Raw genomic sequence first — 16,490 nt, 5'->3', positions numbered from 1 at the left:
AGAAACCCTTGCCCCACAAGGCTTTGCAGCTCTTATTACATCATGCCGCCCATTCCACCCATGCCGCCCATATCAGGCATAGCTGGTTTTTCTGGTTCTGGCTTATCAGCGATTACCGCTTCAGTAGTCAAGAACATTGCAGCTACGGATGCAGCGTTTTGAAGAGCGGAACGAGTTACTTTAGCAGGGTCAACGATCCCAGCTTCGAACATGTTCACCCACTCATCGGTAGCAGCGTTGTAGCCAATGCCGATAGCTTCTTTCTTCAAGCGATCCACGATAACGGAACCCTCTTGACCAGCATTTGCTGCGATTGTGCGGATTGGTTCCTCAAGAGCGCGCAATACAATGTTCACGCCAGTTCTTTCGTCACCTTCTACATCAATAGCATTTACTGCATTATATACGTTAACGAGTGCAGTACCACCACCAGATACGATACCTTCTTCAACCGCAGCGCGAGTTGCATTCAGGGCATCTTCGATGCGTAGTTTGCGTTCTTTAAGTTCTGTTTCAGTTGCAGCTCCGACTTTGATAACTGCTACGCCACCGGACAATTTAGCCAGACGCTCTTGCAATTTCTCTTTGTCGAACTCGGAAGTTGTATCTTCCAATTGAGCTCTAATTTGGTTCACACGAGCATCGATATCAGCTTTGTTACCAGCACCATCTACGACGATTGTGTTTTCTTTCGTAACACGCACTTGACGTGCAGTACCTAATTGTTCAATCGTTGCCGTTTTCAGATCAAGACCAAGTTCTTCTGTAATCACTTGTCCGCCAGTCAATGCAGCAATATCTTGAAGCATAGCTTTACGACGGTCACCGAATCCTGGTGCTTTAACAGCAACTGCGTTGAATGTACCACGCAATTTGTTAACTACCAGCATAGCTAGTGCTTCGCCTTCGATATCTTCAGTAATCAATACAAGTGGTCTAGCTTGTTGCACGATTTTCTCAAGCAATGGCAAGATTTCTTGTGTGTTCGTAATTTTCTTATCTGTAATTAGGATGTATGGATTTTCAAGAATAGCTTCCATTTTATCCGTATCTGTAATCATGTATGGAGAAATGTAACCGCGGTCGAATTGCATACCTTCCACGACTTCCATTTCAGTTGCGAATCCGCGGGATTCTTCAACAGTAATAACACCGTCATTACCCACTTTTTCCATTGCTTCAGCGATCAATTCGCCAACTTCATCATCACCAGCAGAAATCGATGCAACTTGTGCAATAGATTGTTTGCCTTCGATTGGTTTAGCAATGTTCTTCAATTCGATAACAGCAGCTTTAACTGCTTTCTCGATCCCTTTACGAATAACCATTGGATTAGCACCAGCAGTTACGTTCTTAAGACCTTCGCGGATCATAGCTTGAGCAAGAACAGTTGCTGTAGTTGTTCCGTCACCGGCTACATCATTCGTCTTCGTAGCTACTTCCTTAACAAGTTGAGCACCCATGTTCTCGAAAGCGTCTTCTAGTTCGATTTCTTTAGCAATCGTTACACCATCATTGGTAATAAGCGGGCTACCGAATTTCTTCTCAAGAACTACGTTACGTCCTTTTGGTCCCAATGTAACTTTTACTGCATTTGCCAAAGCATCCACACCGCGGAGCATGGAACGACGAGCGTCTTCACTGAATTTAATATCTTTTGCCATCGTGATATAAACCTCCCTTTAAATTATAAATTACTGTTTTTCACTTCGTATGTTTTAGCTAAATTAGCCTAATATTGCATGGATGTCGCTTTCTTTCATAATCAAATATTCTTTACCTTCATATTTGATTTCTGTTCCAGCGTATTTAGAGAAAAGTACCTTGTCGCCTTCTTTTACTTCAAGAGCAACATGCACTCCATCTTTTACCGCACCTTTTCCTACAGCGATAACCTTGCCTTCTTGCGGCTTTTCTTTAGAGGAGTCTGGAAGGACAATCCCAAATGCCGTTGTTTCTTCTTGCTCAATTGGTTCTACCAATACGCGGTCACCTAATGGTTTGATCATGAAAAATAGCCTCCTTAAAATAATATAGTATGTTGTTATGCAGTAACATCTGTCGAAATATGTATTAGCACTCGACAAGCATCAGTGCTAACAACCAATTTTTATGATACTCAACTTGGGCACTTTTTTCAAGTCCCTTTGCTCATTTTCTCAAAAAAAGTTGTGTGATCTCTTTCATTCTATCCATTCATCCCCTAATTATGCCTTAATTAGGTGTATCGTCATTATATTTTATCGGTCGATTGTGAGTAACTCGCCTCTATTGCCGCATCCGATGCTAATTGTTTACGGTATATAAGAGACGACAGAAACACACTGCACTCATATAGTGCAACGAGTGGAATTGCCACAAGAAAATCAGAGATGAAATCTGGAGGAGTAATAACAACGGCAACGAATACGAGTACAAAGTAAGCAATCTTGCGCATTTTTCGTAAACGAAGAGGATTTAAAATTCTAATCTTGGTAAGGAACATGATCAGAACAGGTAACTCAAATAATAGTGCCAAAGGAATGACGAGTGCAAACATAAAACTAAAGTATTGTGTAATTCCGTACGTTTCCGTAAGTCCCATACTTGCAGTAACTGCTCTACTAAAAGATAAAGCCATCGGAAATACAATACAATACGCGAACGTTAGACCCACTAAGAATAGAATGAATACATACGGTACATATCTCAGCGATGCCTTCCGTTCCACTTCCCTTAAACCTGGACTAACAAAGGACCATAATTGATACACAATCATGGGGATGGATAGAACCAATGAAACAGCCATTGCTATTTTCATATAAATACCAATACCGTCCCAGAAGGAGAACGCATTAAGCACATAATCCTTAGCATGATCTGCATTCACTAAGTATTGATAGATCGGACCAGCGAGAAATAAGCCAATAATAAGACCAGCAATAAAAATGATCAATACGTAAATAATCCGCTTACGTAGCTCACCTAAATGTTCGAATATAGACATTTCATCACGCACTTCTGACATGTTACCACCTCTGATCCCTAAGCAATTTTGGACAGAACAAAATCCCTCCCCACGAGGAAGGGATTCAAGGCTTACGAATATCCTTTGAAAACCTATTCTGGAAGACGCTTATTGTCCTGATCATTACGTGTTGCATCCGTTTGTTGGACATCGCTATTCGACTTGATCGGATCTTCCATAATGTCACGTGCTCCTGCTTTAAACTCACGGAATGTCCGACCAACAGCACGACCTAGTTCCGGTAATTTATGAGGTCCGAACAGCAACAGCGCTAATATGACAAGCAGAACAATTCCTGGTGTTCCAATTCCCATAACATATACCTCCTTATTGTAAACCATTTAACTCCAATGGTAATCTAATAGAACTGATGTCATTCAACATTCCAACATAGTGCCTAGTGAAATTATTATACCATAACATAAATCACATAAACACAATGATTTTGGAGCACAATCTATAGGAATTAGATAGACTTATTGACGATATTGACCTGTTACCATCAGTAGCGCTTCAGGGAGCTGATCCATTAGTGCTGCTAAACATTCATGTACACCTCTAGGGGTACCTGGTAGATTAACAATCAATGTTCGACCCCTTATGCCACAAATCCCTCGAAATAGCATAGCTGCCCGATTCCGTTCCATCCAAGCACTACGCATCGCTTCCGACATTCCAGGTACTTCGCGCTCAATAACCAGACTCGTCGCCTCTGGAGTTACATCTCGAATAGCTAGCTCCGTCCCACCCGTTGTCAGAATCAAATCTGCCTTGAAATAATCCGTTAGTTCAATGAGTGATGCCATGATTTCATCTTGTTCATCGGGCACAATTCGGTATTCCACAATCTCCCCACCCAATTCCTCTTCTACCAACTCCCGGATGACCTGGGCACTTGTATCTTCGCGTTCTCCTCTAGCTCCCTTGTCGCTGGCTGTTAAGATCGCAGTTTTCCACACCATATGATCACCCCACCTGTCCATTGAAATAAATTACTTCTATTTATTTACAATCCACAATACCTTTCTCAGTGACGAGCATGTTGAGCGCTACATCATGTTCATCCATTGGCACCTTGTCCACGACCTGCATGTTGTAGCCAAGCCCAATCAAGATGGGAGGCTTAGCAGCCTCAATCGATAGTTGTAACCGCTCATAGAGTCGGTCATAGTATCCGCTCCCGTAACCTAATCTTCCTCCAACCCTATCAAATGCAAGACCTGGAAGGACAATAGCCTCCGGGACAAATTGATATCCTACAGCAGTAGTACGTATGGGGTCGGGTTCCTCTATACCATAGGCACCTGGAGCAAGCTCATTCCAATTTCGAAGGCGATACATCTCCATAGAGTAATCACTGGGATCACATCTTGGAACGAGCACTTCCACTCCCTTGTTCCAGCCCCATTCAATTAAAAGTCTCGTATTCAGTTCTGAGCGAAAAGGTATGTACACTAGAAAGTTCCTAATTTCCAAAGTTTCGAATTCTTCTATAATATACCCAACGGCCTCGTTAGACCACTGTTCGCGCTCTTTCTCGGATAGTTCATTTCGCGCCTCTGTCAACTTTAAACGCATCGTTGTTTTATCGATAGATAATGGAGATTTATTTCCATTCATTCGTATGCAACTGCCTTCTTCAATGAGGTTGTTCAAAAAGTCAGGTTCTGACCCATATAACTTGACAATCTGTCACATATATTTTTTATATAGTGTACCATTGTTACTTTCTTTTCGCCAAGATTAAGCAGAACTCCTGCTAACAAGTCGCCTATTGGATTGTTTTAATGTAAAATAGCTATTATATAAGGACAAAGATGGAGGTTTCTACTGCATGTTGCTTCAAGCTACTGGAATAAAGAAATTGTACGGTGTCCAGCCCGTTCTTGATGGAATTAATCTGCAAATTCTTGAGAAGGAACGCGTCGGACTTGTAGGTGTTAACGGTGCCGGAAAGTCCACATTTCTACAGATTCTAGCAGGTGAAATATCCTATGATGGGGGACAAATCTTCAAAGCAAAGGAAACAACCATTGGGTACCTCGCTCAGAATAGCGGCCTTCAATCGGATGGGACCCTGTGGGAGGAAATGCTCAGCGTATTTACACCATTAATTGATGCTGAACAAGAACTGAGATCTATGGAGAAGCAGATAGCAGATCCCGTGTCGATGGAGAACCCGAAGAAATATCAAGATTTATTAGAACGATATGCTTTTCGCTCCGATTGGTTCAAAGATAATGGTGGCTATGAAATGGAGACGAAAATTCGCAGCGTTCTGCATGGTATGGGCTTTGGAGATTTCGCACCAGATACTTCAATTAGTACACTCAGTGGTGGGCAGAAGACTCGACTGGCATTAGCACGTATCCTGTTGTTAGCTCCTGATCTGCTCATGCTCGATGAACCTACGAACCACTTGGATATTGCTACGCTAACATGGTTAGAAGATTACTTACGTTCCTATTCTGGATCTATATTAGTCGTATCTCATGACCGTTATTTCTTAGATCGCCTAGTGACCACTATTGTGGAAATTGAGAGACACCAATCTAAGCGTTACACAGGTAACTATAGTCGCTACATTGAGCTCAAGGCTGCTGAATATGAAGCCGAATTGAAGCAATACGACAAACAACAAGGCGAAATTGCCAAAATGGAAGAGTTTGTCCAACGCAACTTAGTACGTGCTTCCACAACGAAGCGAGCACAGAGCCGTCGTAAATCTCTCGAGAAGATGGATCGACTTGATCGACCACAAGGTGAACTTAAGAAAGCGTCTTTTTCTTTTGAAATAGAATATTCGTCTGGAAAAGAAGTCCTACAGGTACGTGATTTATCTGTCGCATTCGATCCGTTATCCCCCTTATTTCAGAATGTATCCTTTGATATGCGTCGTGGGGAGACAGCTGCTCTAATCGGTCCTAACGGTATTGGGAAGTCAACCTTATTCAAATGTATGCTCGACACTCTCACGCCTGCTACAGGTCAGATTCATTGGGGAACGAAAGTAAAGATTGGCTATTATGATCAAGAACAGACCAATTTAAATTTTAAAAATACCGTCTTAGAAGAACTCTGGAGTGAATACCCCCATATGGAAGAAGCGCGGATTCGCACTGTGCTCGGTAACTTTCTATTTAGTGGTGAGGATGTCCTGAAGAAGGTTTCTGCACTCAGTGGTGGAGAGAAGGCTCGCGTAGCGCTTGCCAAGCTCATGCTCCTCGAAGCTAATATGCTTATTCTAGATGAACCTACCAACCATTTGGACTTATTCAGTCGAGAAGTACTTGAATCTGCTTTGATCGATTTCGAGGGTACCCTTCTATTTATTTCTCATGACCGTTATTTCCTAAATAAGATGGCTGAGCGTATTGTAGAGCTTTCTTCTAATGGGACAGAACATTTCCTTGGCAATTATGATGACTATACCGAGAAGAAACAGGAACTCGCAGAAATACAGCAGGAAGCGCTGGAACTTGCAGCCAAAACATCAGCCAAATCGGATTCGGCATTAGATCCTATTGATAAACCAGGCGCATCTTCATTTGAAGCCGATAAAATGGCCAAGCGTGAAGAACGTAATCGTCAACGTAGATTGGCTACTTTGGAAGAAGAAATTCACGTTTTAGAAGAAGATATAAAGGTTCTTGAAGCTAAGATGGCTCTCCCTGACATATTTCAAGATTATATAGCTCTACAAGAGCATCAGCAAATGGTCGAAATAAAGAAGAAATCCCTTGAGGATGTTTATAACGAATGGGAGCAACTTGCCGTAGATTAAGTGGGATTAGGCAATATAAAATTTAACAACAAAAAAACTTTTATGATACGTTTAAAGTTATGCACAGAGTTATCCCCTGAAATCCTGCATAACTCACTCTTTAAAATAGCCCTGAGGGCTATTTTTTTAGGTTTTATAGAGTTTTTAGCGAACATCTTACTCTTATCCACTAAGTTATGCACATTATCCACAATTTTAATGAAAAAAATATCCACTGTTTCAAAGTCCACTCAAACCTATATATATTCCTTATTGATCTCGTTTACACACAATCCTACTTGGATATGTGGATAACTTTGTCCACATCTTGACAAACTAATTCAGCACCCATTTCAGTGGAAATATGATAAATAGACTTTCAATTATATTGAAAGTCTATTTATCAAAAGTTTCATAATTCAATCTAATTAAGCTGAAAGATATACTGAAAGGGCACTATTACAAGCGGCCACATAAGCAAGTCCAGCAGCCATCACGATATCTTGATGAATGGCTGTGCCGCGATAGGTCTTACCTTCCCACTCCACCGTTACGGCAGCTTCAGCATGTGCCTCTTCCCCTGTACTGAGCGAGTGCAGTTCCAGGTCACCGAAAGTAATATCTGCTTCGATCCCTTGACCAATCGCTGAAATTAAAGCTTCCAGCGGTCCCTTTCCGATAGCGATATGCGTAGATTCCCGATCCTCATGTAGGTGACGTAATGTAACAGTTGCGATACGCTCCTCTGCACTACCCGATTGCACCTGTACTTCTCCAAGTTCAAAGTTCTGTATTCTTTTCCCTGTCGTATGACTCACCATCTTCAACAGTATGTCATCAGTGACAACTTTCAAGCGATCTGCTGTTTCCTTAAAGACATCATAAAGCACTTCCATCTCCGTATCCTTCATCTGTATCCCGTATCTTGCTACACGGTCCTTCAGCGCATGACGACCCGAATGTTTACCTAATATGATCATATCCCGTGAAATGCCTAGTGATTCAGGGTTCATAATCTCATAAGTACTTAGATCCTTCAGTAGTCCATCTTGATGAATACCTGACTCATGCTGAAATGCATTACGACCCACAATAGGTTTGTTATATGCCACTGGAAAATGCATAGCACTACTAACCGCTCTTGATACTCCGTATATCTTCTCCATCGAAATGCCCGTTGAGTAGTTTAGTGAATCTTTTCTTACTTCTAAAGCCATAACCAGTTCCTCTAGTGCACAATTCCCAGTTCTCTCTCCCACTCCGTTAACTGTGACTTCAATCTGAGTTGCACCATTCTGAATGGCAGCAAGGCTATTGGCTACCGCAAGCCCTAAGTCGTTATGGCAGTGAGCGCTATATAAGACGCCCGCTCCACCTCTTGCTCCTTCGCGAACTTTCCGGAACATATCCCCATACTCCTGCGGAAGTGCATATCCTACCGTGTCTGGCAGATTAATCATCGTTGCTCCTTCTTCGATCACAGCTTCGATCATCTCAATGAGATCATCTATTCCTGTGCGGGCAGCATCCATCGCCGTGAATTCAACTTGGTCACTGAATTGTTTAGCATAAGCGGTCATTTGCCGGGCTTTAGCTACAGCTTCCTTCCGACTTATACGTAATTGGTGCTGTAGGTGAATATCTGATGATGACAGAAAGAGATGGATCCGACGATGCGCAGCATCCCTTGTAGCTCGAACTGCTGCATCAATATCTCCCTTTACCGCTCTAGCGAACCCACATATCTCTACTTGTTGATACTGTCGCGATATGGCTTCTACCGCAGCAAACTCCCCTGGGCTAGAGATCGGGAACCCCGGCTCCAACACATCTACACCAAGCTCCACAAGCTTGCCAGCAAGCTGTATTTTCTGATCTGGCTGTAAACTTGCACCTGGTGCCTGTTCTCCGTCACGTAGCGTTGTATCAAATATAATAATCCTTGGTGCTGTTGTCATTTTAATAACCTCCTGAAATTTATTGGAGAGCTAGGCTCCCCTGATCAATCTTCGTTCCAACAAATCGCATCGTAAGCATAAGCCTAGTTTTTGTGGAGCAATGTTGAGAAGACAGAAAAAACCTGCCATCTCTTATGAATATAAGAGACGACAGGTTTTCACCTTCCGCGGTACCACTCTTGTTGGCGCCATCGACATCATCGTCTAAGCACCCCACTTTGTTCTTTATGCTCGGTTGTATGACCTTACATAAAGAGATCCCTTTAACGGTGGATAACCGAATCCGTGTACGCTTCTTCTCGAAGTTCCACAGACTTAGCTCCCGGGCGAGATTCAAAGGGTTCTGTCACTGTGTCACACCAATTCCACAGCTCTCTGAAGGCATAATCCTTTTACTACTCCCGTTCATAGCCATAATTTATAGGGTTGTTCAAAAAGTCATCTTTTGATCACGAAGTATAACAAGAAGCGTATTCGACATCGAATATTGAATTCAGCAGGTCCTTCCGGTGCTCACGTAGGTACTGCCTACGCTCCGCTCCTCACTCCCTATCTTCATTCAATCTTCTGAGACGTTTCGAAGAAACGTAGCATCGTAAGCATATACTTTAGTGCTGAAAATCTGACTTTTTGAACTTACACTGAAAATATATACAAAAAAGCCCGTCATCTCTATATCAAGAGACGACAGGCTGTTATTCACCCTTCGCGGTACCACTCTTGTTGTCCTTCCCCCACATGTAACATAGGATTATCGGAAGAACCCCTCAAACGCCTTACAGCCATAACGAATCATAAAGTAATGGACTGCTAAGCTTACCCTCTTACGGAGGCCAACGTAACGATGTACTTCCCCGGCGTGCACTACCGAGACTACGACGAATCTTCCTCGTCGTGTTCCACCGTTCCGCTCCCAAGCGAGTTCAGGCCCCTTCGACTGCGTTGCACCAACCCGCAGTTCTCTGATTATTCCCGGATTTCCCCTACTACTCTTGTTCATCGCGTTTATCACAATTTGAAATTTTTATTATCATACCGATTTGAAGGAACTCTGTCAATAGACATTTTTCTTATTCTTGACTTAATCTACGCTATTAGTGCCCCATGCTTCCAAAGAAAGCTGCGGATCTGCCTTCATTTCAAGCGGTGTGAAATATTGTTCGCGCCATTTAAGATAAGCTGCAGCGCCAATCATAGCAGCATTGTCTGTACAATATTCAAATGGAGGAATGGATAGATCTATTCCTTCCTCCGCACATCTACGGCTAAGCTCCGCCCGAAGACCACGGTTAGCAGCTACACCACCACATAGTAGCAACTGCTTCACATCATAGGCTTTCACGGCAAGAATTGCTTTGGTTACAAGTACCTCTACAACCGACTCTTGAAATCCTCGTGCAATGGCAGCCGTGATTGGTGGATCTCCACGCATCTTACGTTGATTGATCACATTTAATACGGCAGATTTCAAACCACTGAAACTGAAATCATATGATCCCGGTTCCAACCATGCACGTGGAAGTGTTATTGATTCCTCCGATTCCATAGCCATGCGATCCACATGTGGGCCACCAGGATAAGGATATCCAAGTGAGCGCGCTACTTTATCGTAGGCCTCTCCAACCGCATCATCCCTAGTTCGACCGATCACTTCAAAGTGACCTTCTTCTTTCATATAGACAAGTTCCGTATGTCCACCGGATACAACTAACGTCATACAAGGATAATGAATATCTCCCACCAAGCGATTGGCATATATATGTCCTGCAATATGGTGTGTTCCAATTAGTGGTTTGGACAACGCTACTGAAAGACTCTTTGCAGCCACTACCCCTACTAATAATGCACCCACAAGTCCAGGTCCTTGTGTCACAGCAATTGCAGACAAATCTTTCATCTTGATTCCTGAAGCAGTTACTGCTTCTTCTAGCATAAGTGTAATACTCTCAACATGCTTGCGAGATGCAACTTCGGGTACAACACCACCAAAAGCCTTATGCGTCTCAATCTGGCTTGATATCATATTCGACAATACCTCATGCCCATCCTTCACAACAGCTACAGCCGTTTCGTCACAGCTTGTCTCAATAGCTAATATATAACATGGGCTATATTTATTGTTATCTATACTCATGAATCTATACGCTTCCTTCCCTACTACCGTACTCCTTATATTGGGGTAAATCTACCCACATAATCATTGCATCCTCATGATTGTCTGAATAATAGCCTTTACGAAGTCCTACTGATTCAAATCCCTTTTTTTCATACAAATGCTGGGCGATACAATTGGACACCCTAACTTCCAGTGTCATTCGATCCATTCCCAATTGAACAGCAGTCTTCATTAATTCATCTAGCAAACGCGCACCTAATCTACGACCGCGATATGCTTCCAGAATAGCAATGTTCGTGATATGTGCCTCATCTACAATCGTCCACATTCCAGCGTAACCTATGGGATTTCCATGACTCTCCATCACGATATAACGAGCAAATAGATTGTTCGTCAATTCATTACGAAATGCAGTCTCTGTCCATGGAAGTGTAAATGCATCATGTTCAATAACCATAATATTAGGTATATCCTCGAGCTTCATGATTCGAAAAGAGATTCCATCGTCGTCTGCCACCTTGTTATTCTGCTCCATCAATTACCTAACTCCCTTCACATCTTACGAAGGAGATTCGTTTCCGCTTCAGTAAGTTGGGTATAATTCGGAATCAGTGAATGCATATCATCCATTTCACCTTGGTTAAGCCTCTGTTCCCCTAACATTCCTACGAAACGTGCCTCCAAATCATATGAAACGATATGAAGTGCATCTCCAAGATGTACTCTTAGACGTTCAGCTGCTTCCTTATGGAGATTCACATCCCCCACGAACCAGACATGATATGGCTTCTCCTGTTCAGATATAGCTTCCAACCGATTCACTAGCTCTTCTACCCACTGATCCATTAGACGAATAGCATCCGGCTCTAGGCGGTTCGGTACATTCCCATCTGATGAACTGAATAGTGCTGTATATACCTGACCGCGTCTCGCATCCATCAACGGAATAATCCAATGGACGTCATCTATTCCTACCTTAATCTCATGAGTATTTACCCCATGGGAATAGCCGCCATAAGCCAATGAGTAAAGACTCGATATACCCACCACTGGTATGCTCCAAGCCCATGCTAACGTCTTTGCTGCGGTAACAGCTATTCGTGTGCCCGTATAAGATCCCGGTCCTATTCCAACAGCGATACCCTTCAGCTCTGAAGTTATCGTTCCAGATGCTTTCAGAACTTCGTCCACAATCGATAGAACTCGAATGGAATGATTTCGTTCACCCAATTCGCTAATCTCATGTACAACCTTACCCTTATCCATCACCGCTGCAGCCAGTGATGTTGTAGATGTGTCCAATGCCAGTATCCGTTGTTGCGAACCTGGATTTTGCGGTTTACTCATAACTTAAAGACTCCATTCTTATTCAGGTTACGGCACCATTCTTCATAAGGTTCTCCTAACCCACGAATCGTAATTTCACGTTGTTCAGGCCCAATAGTCTCTATCGATAAATGCAGATGATTTTCAGGTAATAAATCACTAATAATTTGGGACCACTCCACCAGACATACTCCCTTACCATAGAAATACTCATCCAGCCCAAGCTCATCCGCTTCTTCTATCGAAAGGCGATAAACATCCATATGATAAAAAGGCACTCTACCTTCATATTCTTTAATAATTGTAAATGTTGGACTATTAACGATCCCTTTAACTCCAAGATGCTTAGCAAATAGTTGTGAAAATGCTGTTTTTCCCGCTCCTAAATCTCCATCAAGTCCAATCACCGTACCCGGAATCACTACTTTAGCCAACCAAGCCGCAAGCGCTTCGGTATCTTCCAAATGATGAGATGAATAGATATATGTTCCCTTATAATGACTCATTCCCAATATGAACCCACCTTTATGAGGTTGTTCAAAAAGTCGACTTTTTGAACTCGTACTTTATGACCATTTCCAACATAACTTGTCCTTTATTATATCTGTCAATGCTATGACCCGCAAGAAGCGTCGATATGCAAGTAGAAACGGCTATGCCATCTTTTTTCAAAAAGCTTATGCTTCCGATGCTAGCGATACTTCGTATCACTTTAAAGTACCCGTTTCAGCGGAAATATAAAAGGACTCGAAACCGCTAATTCAAGCAGTTCGAGCCCTTCCTAAAGTTCTAATGCTATTTCCGCATCCCCAATCTATTCAACAAGTAGCAGTTATGATGTCTCTTCCTCACGAAGACGATCCACACTCACCGTATGTGTGTTGGTCGGACGCGATCCCACCTGAACTGTAGCCATTCCATTAACTTCATCCACATGCTCAATCCAGACAGGATCTCCAACTAATTGAACAGCAATGGTATCTTTGTCTTGATAAATATCAAGCGCTCTTCTTACATCCATTATCATTACTCCTTTTCATTATTATAGAGGTTGTTCAAAAAGCCATCTTTTGATCACGAAGTATGCCAAGAAGCTTATTCGACATCGAACATTGAATTCAGCCGGTCCTTCCGGTGCTCACGTAGGTACTGCCTACGCTCCGCTCCTCACTCCCTTGCTTCATCCAATCTTCTTGGTGCTGAAAATTCGACTTTTTGAACACGCACTTATAGTCTAATAACTAGTATCTTCGTCCTCTATAAACTCTTCCGTTCGCTCCATAGATAACTCTTCTAATGGGATATCACCAACATACCCATTATCTATCGTGACTTCTCCACCTCCTAAACCCTCATTCACCATCCGATCAACATCTCGCAAATAAGCTTCTTCTTCATCCACAATTTCTCATTCCTTCCTAACTCATATAACACATGATGATTCGTACTTTATCCTTCTCAATATGCCCCGCACTATGCACTGTCATGCATTTCATCATATACAAAAATGATCAAATACGAATAAACGACTGTACCGTATAGAGCATAACTTATACCTCATCCTAATATTATCCATATATTTATATCACAGTCATTTCTATGATTAAAAAGGTTTCGATCCCTTTTATAATAATGGAGATAAAATTCTACATAACCGCTCTCCTACTTTTTGCTTATAAGGCCTTGCTATAAATTCACTAAGGATGATTTCTGAGCAAACCTGAAGATCAACCTCGAAATCTTTTACAACTCGTTGTATAGATTTCTGATCAAATAATACTGCAGCTAACTCGAAATTACAGAAGAAACTCCGCATATCCATGTTGGCGGTCGCAATAGTAGCTAACAAGTCATCCACAATCATAGTTTTGGCATGGACGAAGCCTTTGCGGTATTGATAGAAACGTACGCCTGCCTCTAGCAATTCTTCTACATACGACAGAGAAGCAAGATGTACCCATTTCGAATCCGGCTTACCTGGAATAATGATACGTACATCCACACCACTAATTGCCGCTGTTTTGAGTCCCTCATGAATACCTGCATCAGGGATAAAGTAAGGGGATGTAATCCATATCCTATCGTTAGCAGCTGTTATTGCTCCAAAGAACATCTCCTGTAATGCATCACGTACCTGATCTGGACCACTACTCAATATTTGAATTTGCTGATCTCCGCGACATTCATGGGCAGGAAACATAGAAGCATCCTCAATTCGTTCACTAGAAGCTAATTCCCAATCATTAAGAAATATATTCTGTAGGTAATAAACAGCATCACCTTCTAGTTCCAAGTGAGTATCCCGCCAATATCCGATTTCAGAATATAATCCCAAATAGTCATCACCTACATTTAGTCCTCCTGTAAATCCCCTTTTACCATCCACAATCACAATCTTACGATGATTACGGTAGTTAATACGACGATTGATGATAGCAAGGACTAGCGGAAGAAAGAAATGAAATTCAATACCTTCTTCTTTGAAATGCTGTATAAAGGACCGTTTTAGGTGGTAACTCCCTATCCCATCACAAACGACACGAACCTTGACTCCTTCTTGAGCCTTCCGAATCATCACATCCTGAAATTCAGTACCGATCATATCTGGTCTAAAAATATAAAATTCCACATGAATATGATCCTTAGCAGATTCCATTGCTTCAAGCATCGCATGATAAGCCATTTTCCCGTCCGTTAGAACCCGACTTTTATTACATCGCGTTATAGAACTCCCCTGAAGGTGGGTCAATAAATGAAATAGCCGCTTTCGATGCATGAATTCACTATTCTTCATCTCTTCCGCGATCTGAACAATGTCAGTCTCGCGCCAGAGATGCACATGACTTTTCTGATATAGCCTCGATTCTCTTGAACGAACTTGCTTATGTTTATTGTATTCTCGAGCTATTACATAATAGATTATAAATCCAATCACTGGACAGCAAAACGAAATAAATATCCATGCGAGAGCTTTCGTTGGATTTCGGAATTCAATGATAATAATCGTCGCGATTTGGACAATAAATACAATCAATATAATAAGTAGCCATATCATAAAGCTATCCCCCCTCCATAAGTAATAGTAACCGCCACCGTATCGTACAGCATTGACCAACCCTTGGAGGATTTATTCAATCCACCTCGTTAAAAACAAGAATTACTAAGATTCTCTCAACAAATTAGACATGTTTATAGACTTCAAAGAATAAATAGAATATAAGCGATCTATTCCATTCCTCCACCCATTAATTAGAAAGGAGTTGCCTATGAAAAGTACTAAGACGAAACAGCAATTAACGCTACTTGTTCTCCGAGATGCACAGCATTCTGTCAAGCAGATCCATATCTCAAAACCCTTATTAATTATCGTACCTACTGTTGCTATTCTGTCCCTTACAGGTCTTATTATTTCCATGCAAGTTCATTCTTCCCAAGCAATCTCTAAGATGGAACAGGAAATGGAGCTTCAGAACATGGCCAACCATCAAATGGAGATCACGGTTAGTAATCGGGAAGAAGCTATCAGTAGATTACAGAATGAAATTATCCAGTTATCTACTGATGCTCATGATATGAAGGATAAAATGCAACGTGTAACTGAGCTAGAAGAGGATCTACAACAGTTCATACAGAAAAATGATACCAGTATGATTTCCGATGACGTTAGCAGTAAGAGCCGTTCTATGAAGTTGACTAATGATTTCCCTCCACATGTAGGTGGTGAATTTATTGCTGTACACACTAGCGACATCATCAACCTTTCTCAAGAGACGAAGGATGACTTTGAAGAAATTCGCAAACTAATCCATTCCATGGAGAATAATATCCCTCGCACGCTTGAAAAGGCTCAAGCGACACAAGATATGTTGGAAGGCATTCCGAATATGTGGCCAACCTCCTCCCACGTCATTTCCTCTAGCTTCGGCTATAGGAAAGATCCGTTTAACGGTGGTGCAGCTTATCATGCGGGTATCGATATTTCTGGTAAAACAGGAGAGCCTATCTATGCTGCAGGGGCAGGCAAGGTGCTACATGCTGAGCAACTAGGCGCACGAGGTCTCTATATACAGATTGAACATCCAAATGGATTGCAGACTTCTTACATGCATTTGAGTAAAATCGAGGTCGCTGTCGGGGATCATGTCTCCAAAGGAGATGTGATTGGGAAACTAGGAAATACTGGTCGTAGTACAGGAGCTCATCTCCATTTCCAAGTGGAAAAGAAAAACAAAACCGTTAACCCACTTTCCTACATCAAATAGTGGGAAGTTATGCTCTTCAAAAACTAAGCATATGCTTTCGAGGTGAGTTTTCGAAACG

16 protein-coding genes and 1 other annotated feature are annotated in these 16,490 nt (G+C 42.1%); of the genes, 2 read left to right on the top strand and 14 right to left on the bottom strand.

The genetic code is table 11. From position 1 onward, the window contains the following. Positions 1 to 35 precede the first annotated feature (35 nt). From groL to AC1TO9_RS18715, 6 genes are all read right to left on the bottom strand, one after another. A complete protein-coding gene (gene groL, locus AC1TO9_RS18740; RefSeq protein WP_482060138.1) occupies positions 36 to 1,664 on the bottom strand; it encodes a chaperonin GroEL in 1,629 nt (542 codons plus the stop codon). A gap of 63 nt (positions 1,665 to 1,727) precedes the next feature. Next, positions 1,728 to 2,009 (bottom strand): co-chaperone GroES, encoded by a 282-nt coding sequence (gene groES / locus AC1TO9_RS18735; RefSeq protein ID WP_482056208.1) that lies wholly within the window; start codon positions 2,007 to 2,009, stop codon positions 1,728 to 1,730. Positions 2,010 to 2,233: 224 nt separating this feature from the next. After that, positions 2,234 to 3,007: a twin-arginine translocase subunit TatC gene (gene tatC / locus AC1TO9_RS18730; protein ID WP_482060137.1), complete on the bottom strand. Its 774-nt coding sequence runs from the start codon at positions 3,005 to 3,007 to the stop codon at positions 2,234 to 2,236. Between the two features lie 92 nt (positions 3,008 to 3,099). Further along, positions 3,100 to 3,321, bottom strand: coding sequence for a twin-arginine translocase TatA/TatE family subunit (locus tag AC1TO9_RS18725; protein ID WP_482056206.1), 222 nt, complete (start codon positions 3,319 to 3,321; stop codon positions 3,100 to 3,102). A 162-nt stretch (positions 3,322 to 3,483) separates the two neighbouring features. After that, positions 3,484 to 3,969: a MogA/MoaB family molybdenum cofactor biosynthesis protein gene (locus AC1TO9_RS18720; RefSeq protein WP_482056205.1), complete on the bottom strand. Its 486-nt coding sequence runs from the start codon at positions 3,967 to 3,969 to the stop codon at positions 3,484 to 3,486. 40 nt (positions 3,970 to 4,009) lie between these two features. Continuing rightward, positions 4,010 to 4,627 (bottom strand): 5-formyltetrahydrofolate cyclo-ligase, encoded by a 618-nt coding sequence (locus AC1TO9_RS18715; RefSeq protein WP_482056204.1) that lies wholly within the window; start codon positions 4,625 to 4,627, stop codon positions 4,010 to 4,012. A gap of 214 nt (positions 4,628 to 4,841) precedes the next feature. Here AC1TO9_RS18715 and AC1TO9_RS18710 point away from each other — a divergent pair, with 214 nt between their 5' ends. After that, a complete protein-coding gene (locus tag AC1TO9_RS18710; RefSeq protein ID WP_482056203.1) occupies positions 4,842 to 6,791 on the top strand; it encodes an ABC-F family ATP-binding cassette domain-containing protein in 1,950 nt (649 codons plus the stop codon). Between the two features lie 407 nt (positions 6,792 to 7,198). Here the strand turns inward: AC1TO9_RS18710 and AC1TO9_RS18705 are convergent, their stop codons facing one another. From AC1TO9_RS18705 to cls, 8 genes are all read right to left on the bottom strand, one after another. Next, positions 7,199 to 8,728 (bottom strand): 2-isopropylmalate synthase, encoded by a 1,530-nt coding sequence (locus AC1TO9_RS18705; RefSeq protein WP_482060136.1) that lies wholly within the window; start codon positions 8,726 to 8,728, stop codon positions 7,199 to 7,201. A 140-nt stretch (positions 8,729 to 8,868) separates the two neighbouring features. After that, positions 8,869 to 9,146: a binding site (T-box leader), on the bottom strand. 663 nt (positions 9,147 to 9,809) lie between these two features. Continuing rightward, positions 9,810 to 10,862 (bottom strand): tRNA (adenosine(37)-N6)-threonylcarbamoyltransferase complex transferase subunit TsaD, encoded by a 1,053-nt coding sequence (gene tsaD, locus AC1TO9_RS18700; RefSeq protein WP_482060135.1) that lies wholly within the window; start codon positions 10,860 to 10,862, stop codon positions 9,810 to 9,812. 4 nt (positions 10,863 to 10,866) lie between these two features. After that, entirely contained in the window at positions 10,867 to 11,379 is a 513-nt protein-coding gene (rimI, locus tag AC1TO9_RS18695) for a ribosomal protein S18-alanine N-acetyltransferase (RefSeq protein WP_482056200.1), read from the bottom strand. A 17-nt stretch (positions 11,380 to 11,396) separates the two neighbouring features. After that, positions 11,397 to 12,191, bottom strand: a complete 795-nt coding sequence (gene tsaB / locus AC1TO9_RS18690) for a tRNA (adenosine(37)-N6)-threonylcarbamoyltransferase complex dimerization subunit type 1 TsaB (protein WP_482060134.1) — start codon at positions 12,189 to 12,191, stop codon at positions 11,397 to 11,399. After that, entirely contained in the window at positions 12,188 to 12,676 is a 489-nt protein-coding gene (gene tsaE / locus AC1TO9_RS18685; protein ID WP_482060133.1) for a tRNA (adenosine(37)-N6)-threonylcarbamoyltransferase complex ATPase subunit type 1 TsaE, read from the bottom strand. The genes tsaB and tsaE overlap by 4 nt, the downstream gene beginning before the upstream one ends. A 326-nt stretch (positions 12,677 to 13,002) precedes the next feature. Then, the gene (locus AC1TO9_RS18680; protein ID WP_482060132.1) at positions 13,003 to 13,191 is read right to left on the bottom strand and encodes an H-type small acid-soluble spore protein; all 189 of its coding nucleotides are present in this window, start codon (positions 13,189 to 13,191) and stop codon (positions 13,003 to 13,005) included. A gap of 213 nt (positions 13,192 to 13,404) precedes the next feature. After that, positions 13,405 to 13,572, bottom strand: coding sequence for a hypothetical protein (locus tag AC1TO9_RS18675; protein WP_482060131.1), 168 nt, complete (start codon positions 13,570 to 13,572; stop codon positions 13,405 to 13,407). Positions 13,573 to 13,794: 222 nt separating this feature from the next. Further along, entirely contained in the window at positions 13,795 to 15,225 is a 1,431-nt protein-coding gene (cls, locus tag AC1TO9_RS18670; protein WP_482056195.1) for a cardiolipin synthase, read from the bottom strand. Positions 15,226 to 15,436: 211 nt separating this feature from the next. On the opposite strand from cls, the gene AC1TO9_RS18665 reads away from it, so the two are divergent. Continuing rightward, positions 15,437 to 16,432, top strand: a complete 996-nt coding sequence (locus AC1TO9_RS18665; protein WP_482056194.1) for a M23 family metallopeptidase — start codon at positions 15,437 to 15,439, stop codon at positions 16,430 to 16,432. The last annotated feature ends 58 nt before the right edge of the window (positions 16,433 to 16,490 follow it).

Source organism: Paenibacillus sp. Y916 (genome assembly GCF_056786435.1).
The sequence above is the reverse complement of the archived record's forward strand: the minus strand, read 5'-3'. Positions and strand labels throughout refer to the sequence as shown.

Bases quoted from the DNA above. Each gene is read 5' to 3' on its own strand.
- groL (WP_482060138.1), bottom strand. From the start codon at position 1,664: ATGGCAAAAGATATTAAATTCAGTGAAGACGCTCGTCGTTCCATGCTC.
- groES (WP_482056208.1), bottom strand. From the start codon at position 2,009: ATGATCAAACCATTAGGTGACCGCGTATTGGTAGAACCAATTGAGCAA.
- tatC (WP_482060137.1), bottom strand. From the start codon at position 3,007: ATGTCAGAAGTGCGTGATGAAATGTCTATATTCGAACATTTAGGTGAG.
- AC1TO9_RS18725 (WP_482056206.1), bottom strand. From the start codon at position 3,321: ATGGGAATTGGAACACCAGGAATTGTTCTGCTTGTCATATTAGCGCTG.
- AC1TO9_RS18720 (WP_482056205.1), bottom strand. From the start codon at position 3,969: ATGGTGTGGAAAACTGCGATCTTAACAGCCAGCGACAAGGGAGCTAGA.
- AC1TO9_RS18715 (WP_482056204.1), bottom strand. From the start codon at position 4,627: ATGAATGGAAATAAATCTCCATTATCTATCGATAAAACAACGATGCGT.
- AC1TO9_RS18710 (WP_482056203.1), top strand. From the start codon at position 4,842: ATGTTGCTTCAAGCTACTGGAATAAAGAAATTGTACGGTGTCCAGCCC.
- AC1TO9_RS18705 (WP_482060136.1), bottom strand. From the start codon at position 8,728: ATGACAACAGCACCAAGGATTATTATATTTGATACAACGCTACGTGAC.
- tsaD (WP_482060135.1), bottom strand. From the start codon at position 10,862: ATGAGTATAGATAACAATAAATATAGCCCATGTTATATATTAGCTATT.
- rimI (WP_482056200.1), bottom strand. From the start codon at position 11,379: ATGGAGCAGAATAACAAGGTGGCAGACGACGATGGAATCTCTTTTCGA.
- tsaB (WP_482060134.1), bottom strand. From the start codon at position 12,191: ATGAGTAAACCGCAAAATCCAGGTTCGCAACAACGGATACTGGCATTG.
- tsaE (WP_482060133.1), bottom strand. From the start codon at position 12,676: ATGAGTCATTATAAGGGAACATATATCTATTCATCTCATCATTTGGAA.
- AC1TO9_RS18680 (WP_482060132.1), bottom strand. From the start codon at position 13,191: ATGGATGTAAGAAGAGCGCTTGATATTTATCAAGACAAAGATACCATT.
- cls (WP_482056195.1), bottom strand. From the start codon at position 15,225: ATGATATGGCTACTTATTATATTGATTGTATTTATTGTCCAAATCGCG.
- AC1TO9_RS18665 (WP_482056194.1), top strand. From the start codon at position 15,437: ATGAAAAGTACTAAGACGAAACAGCAATTAACGCTACTTGTTCTCCGA.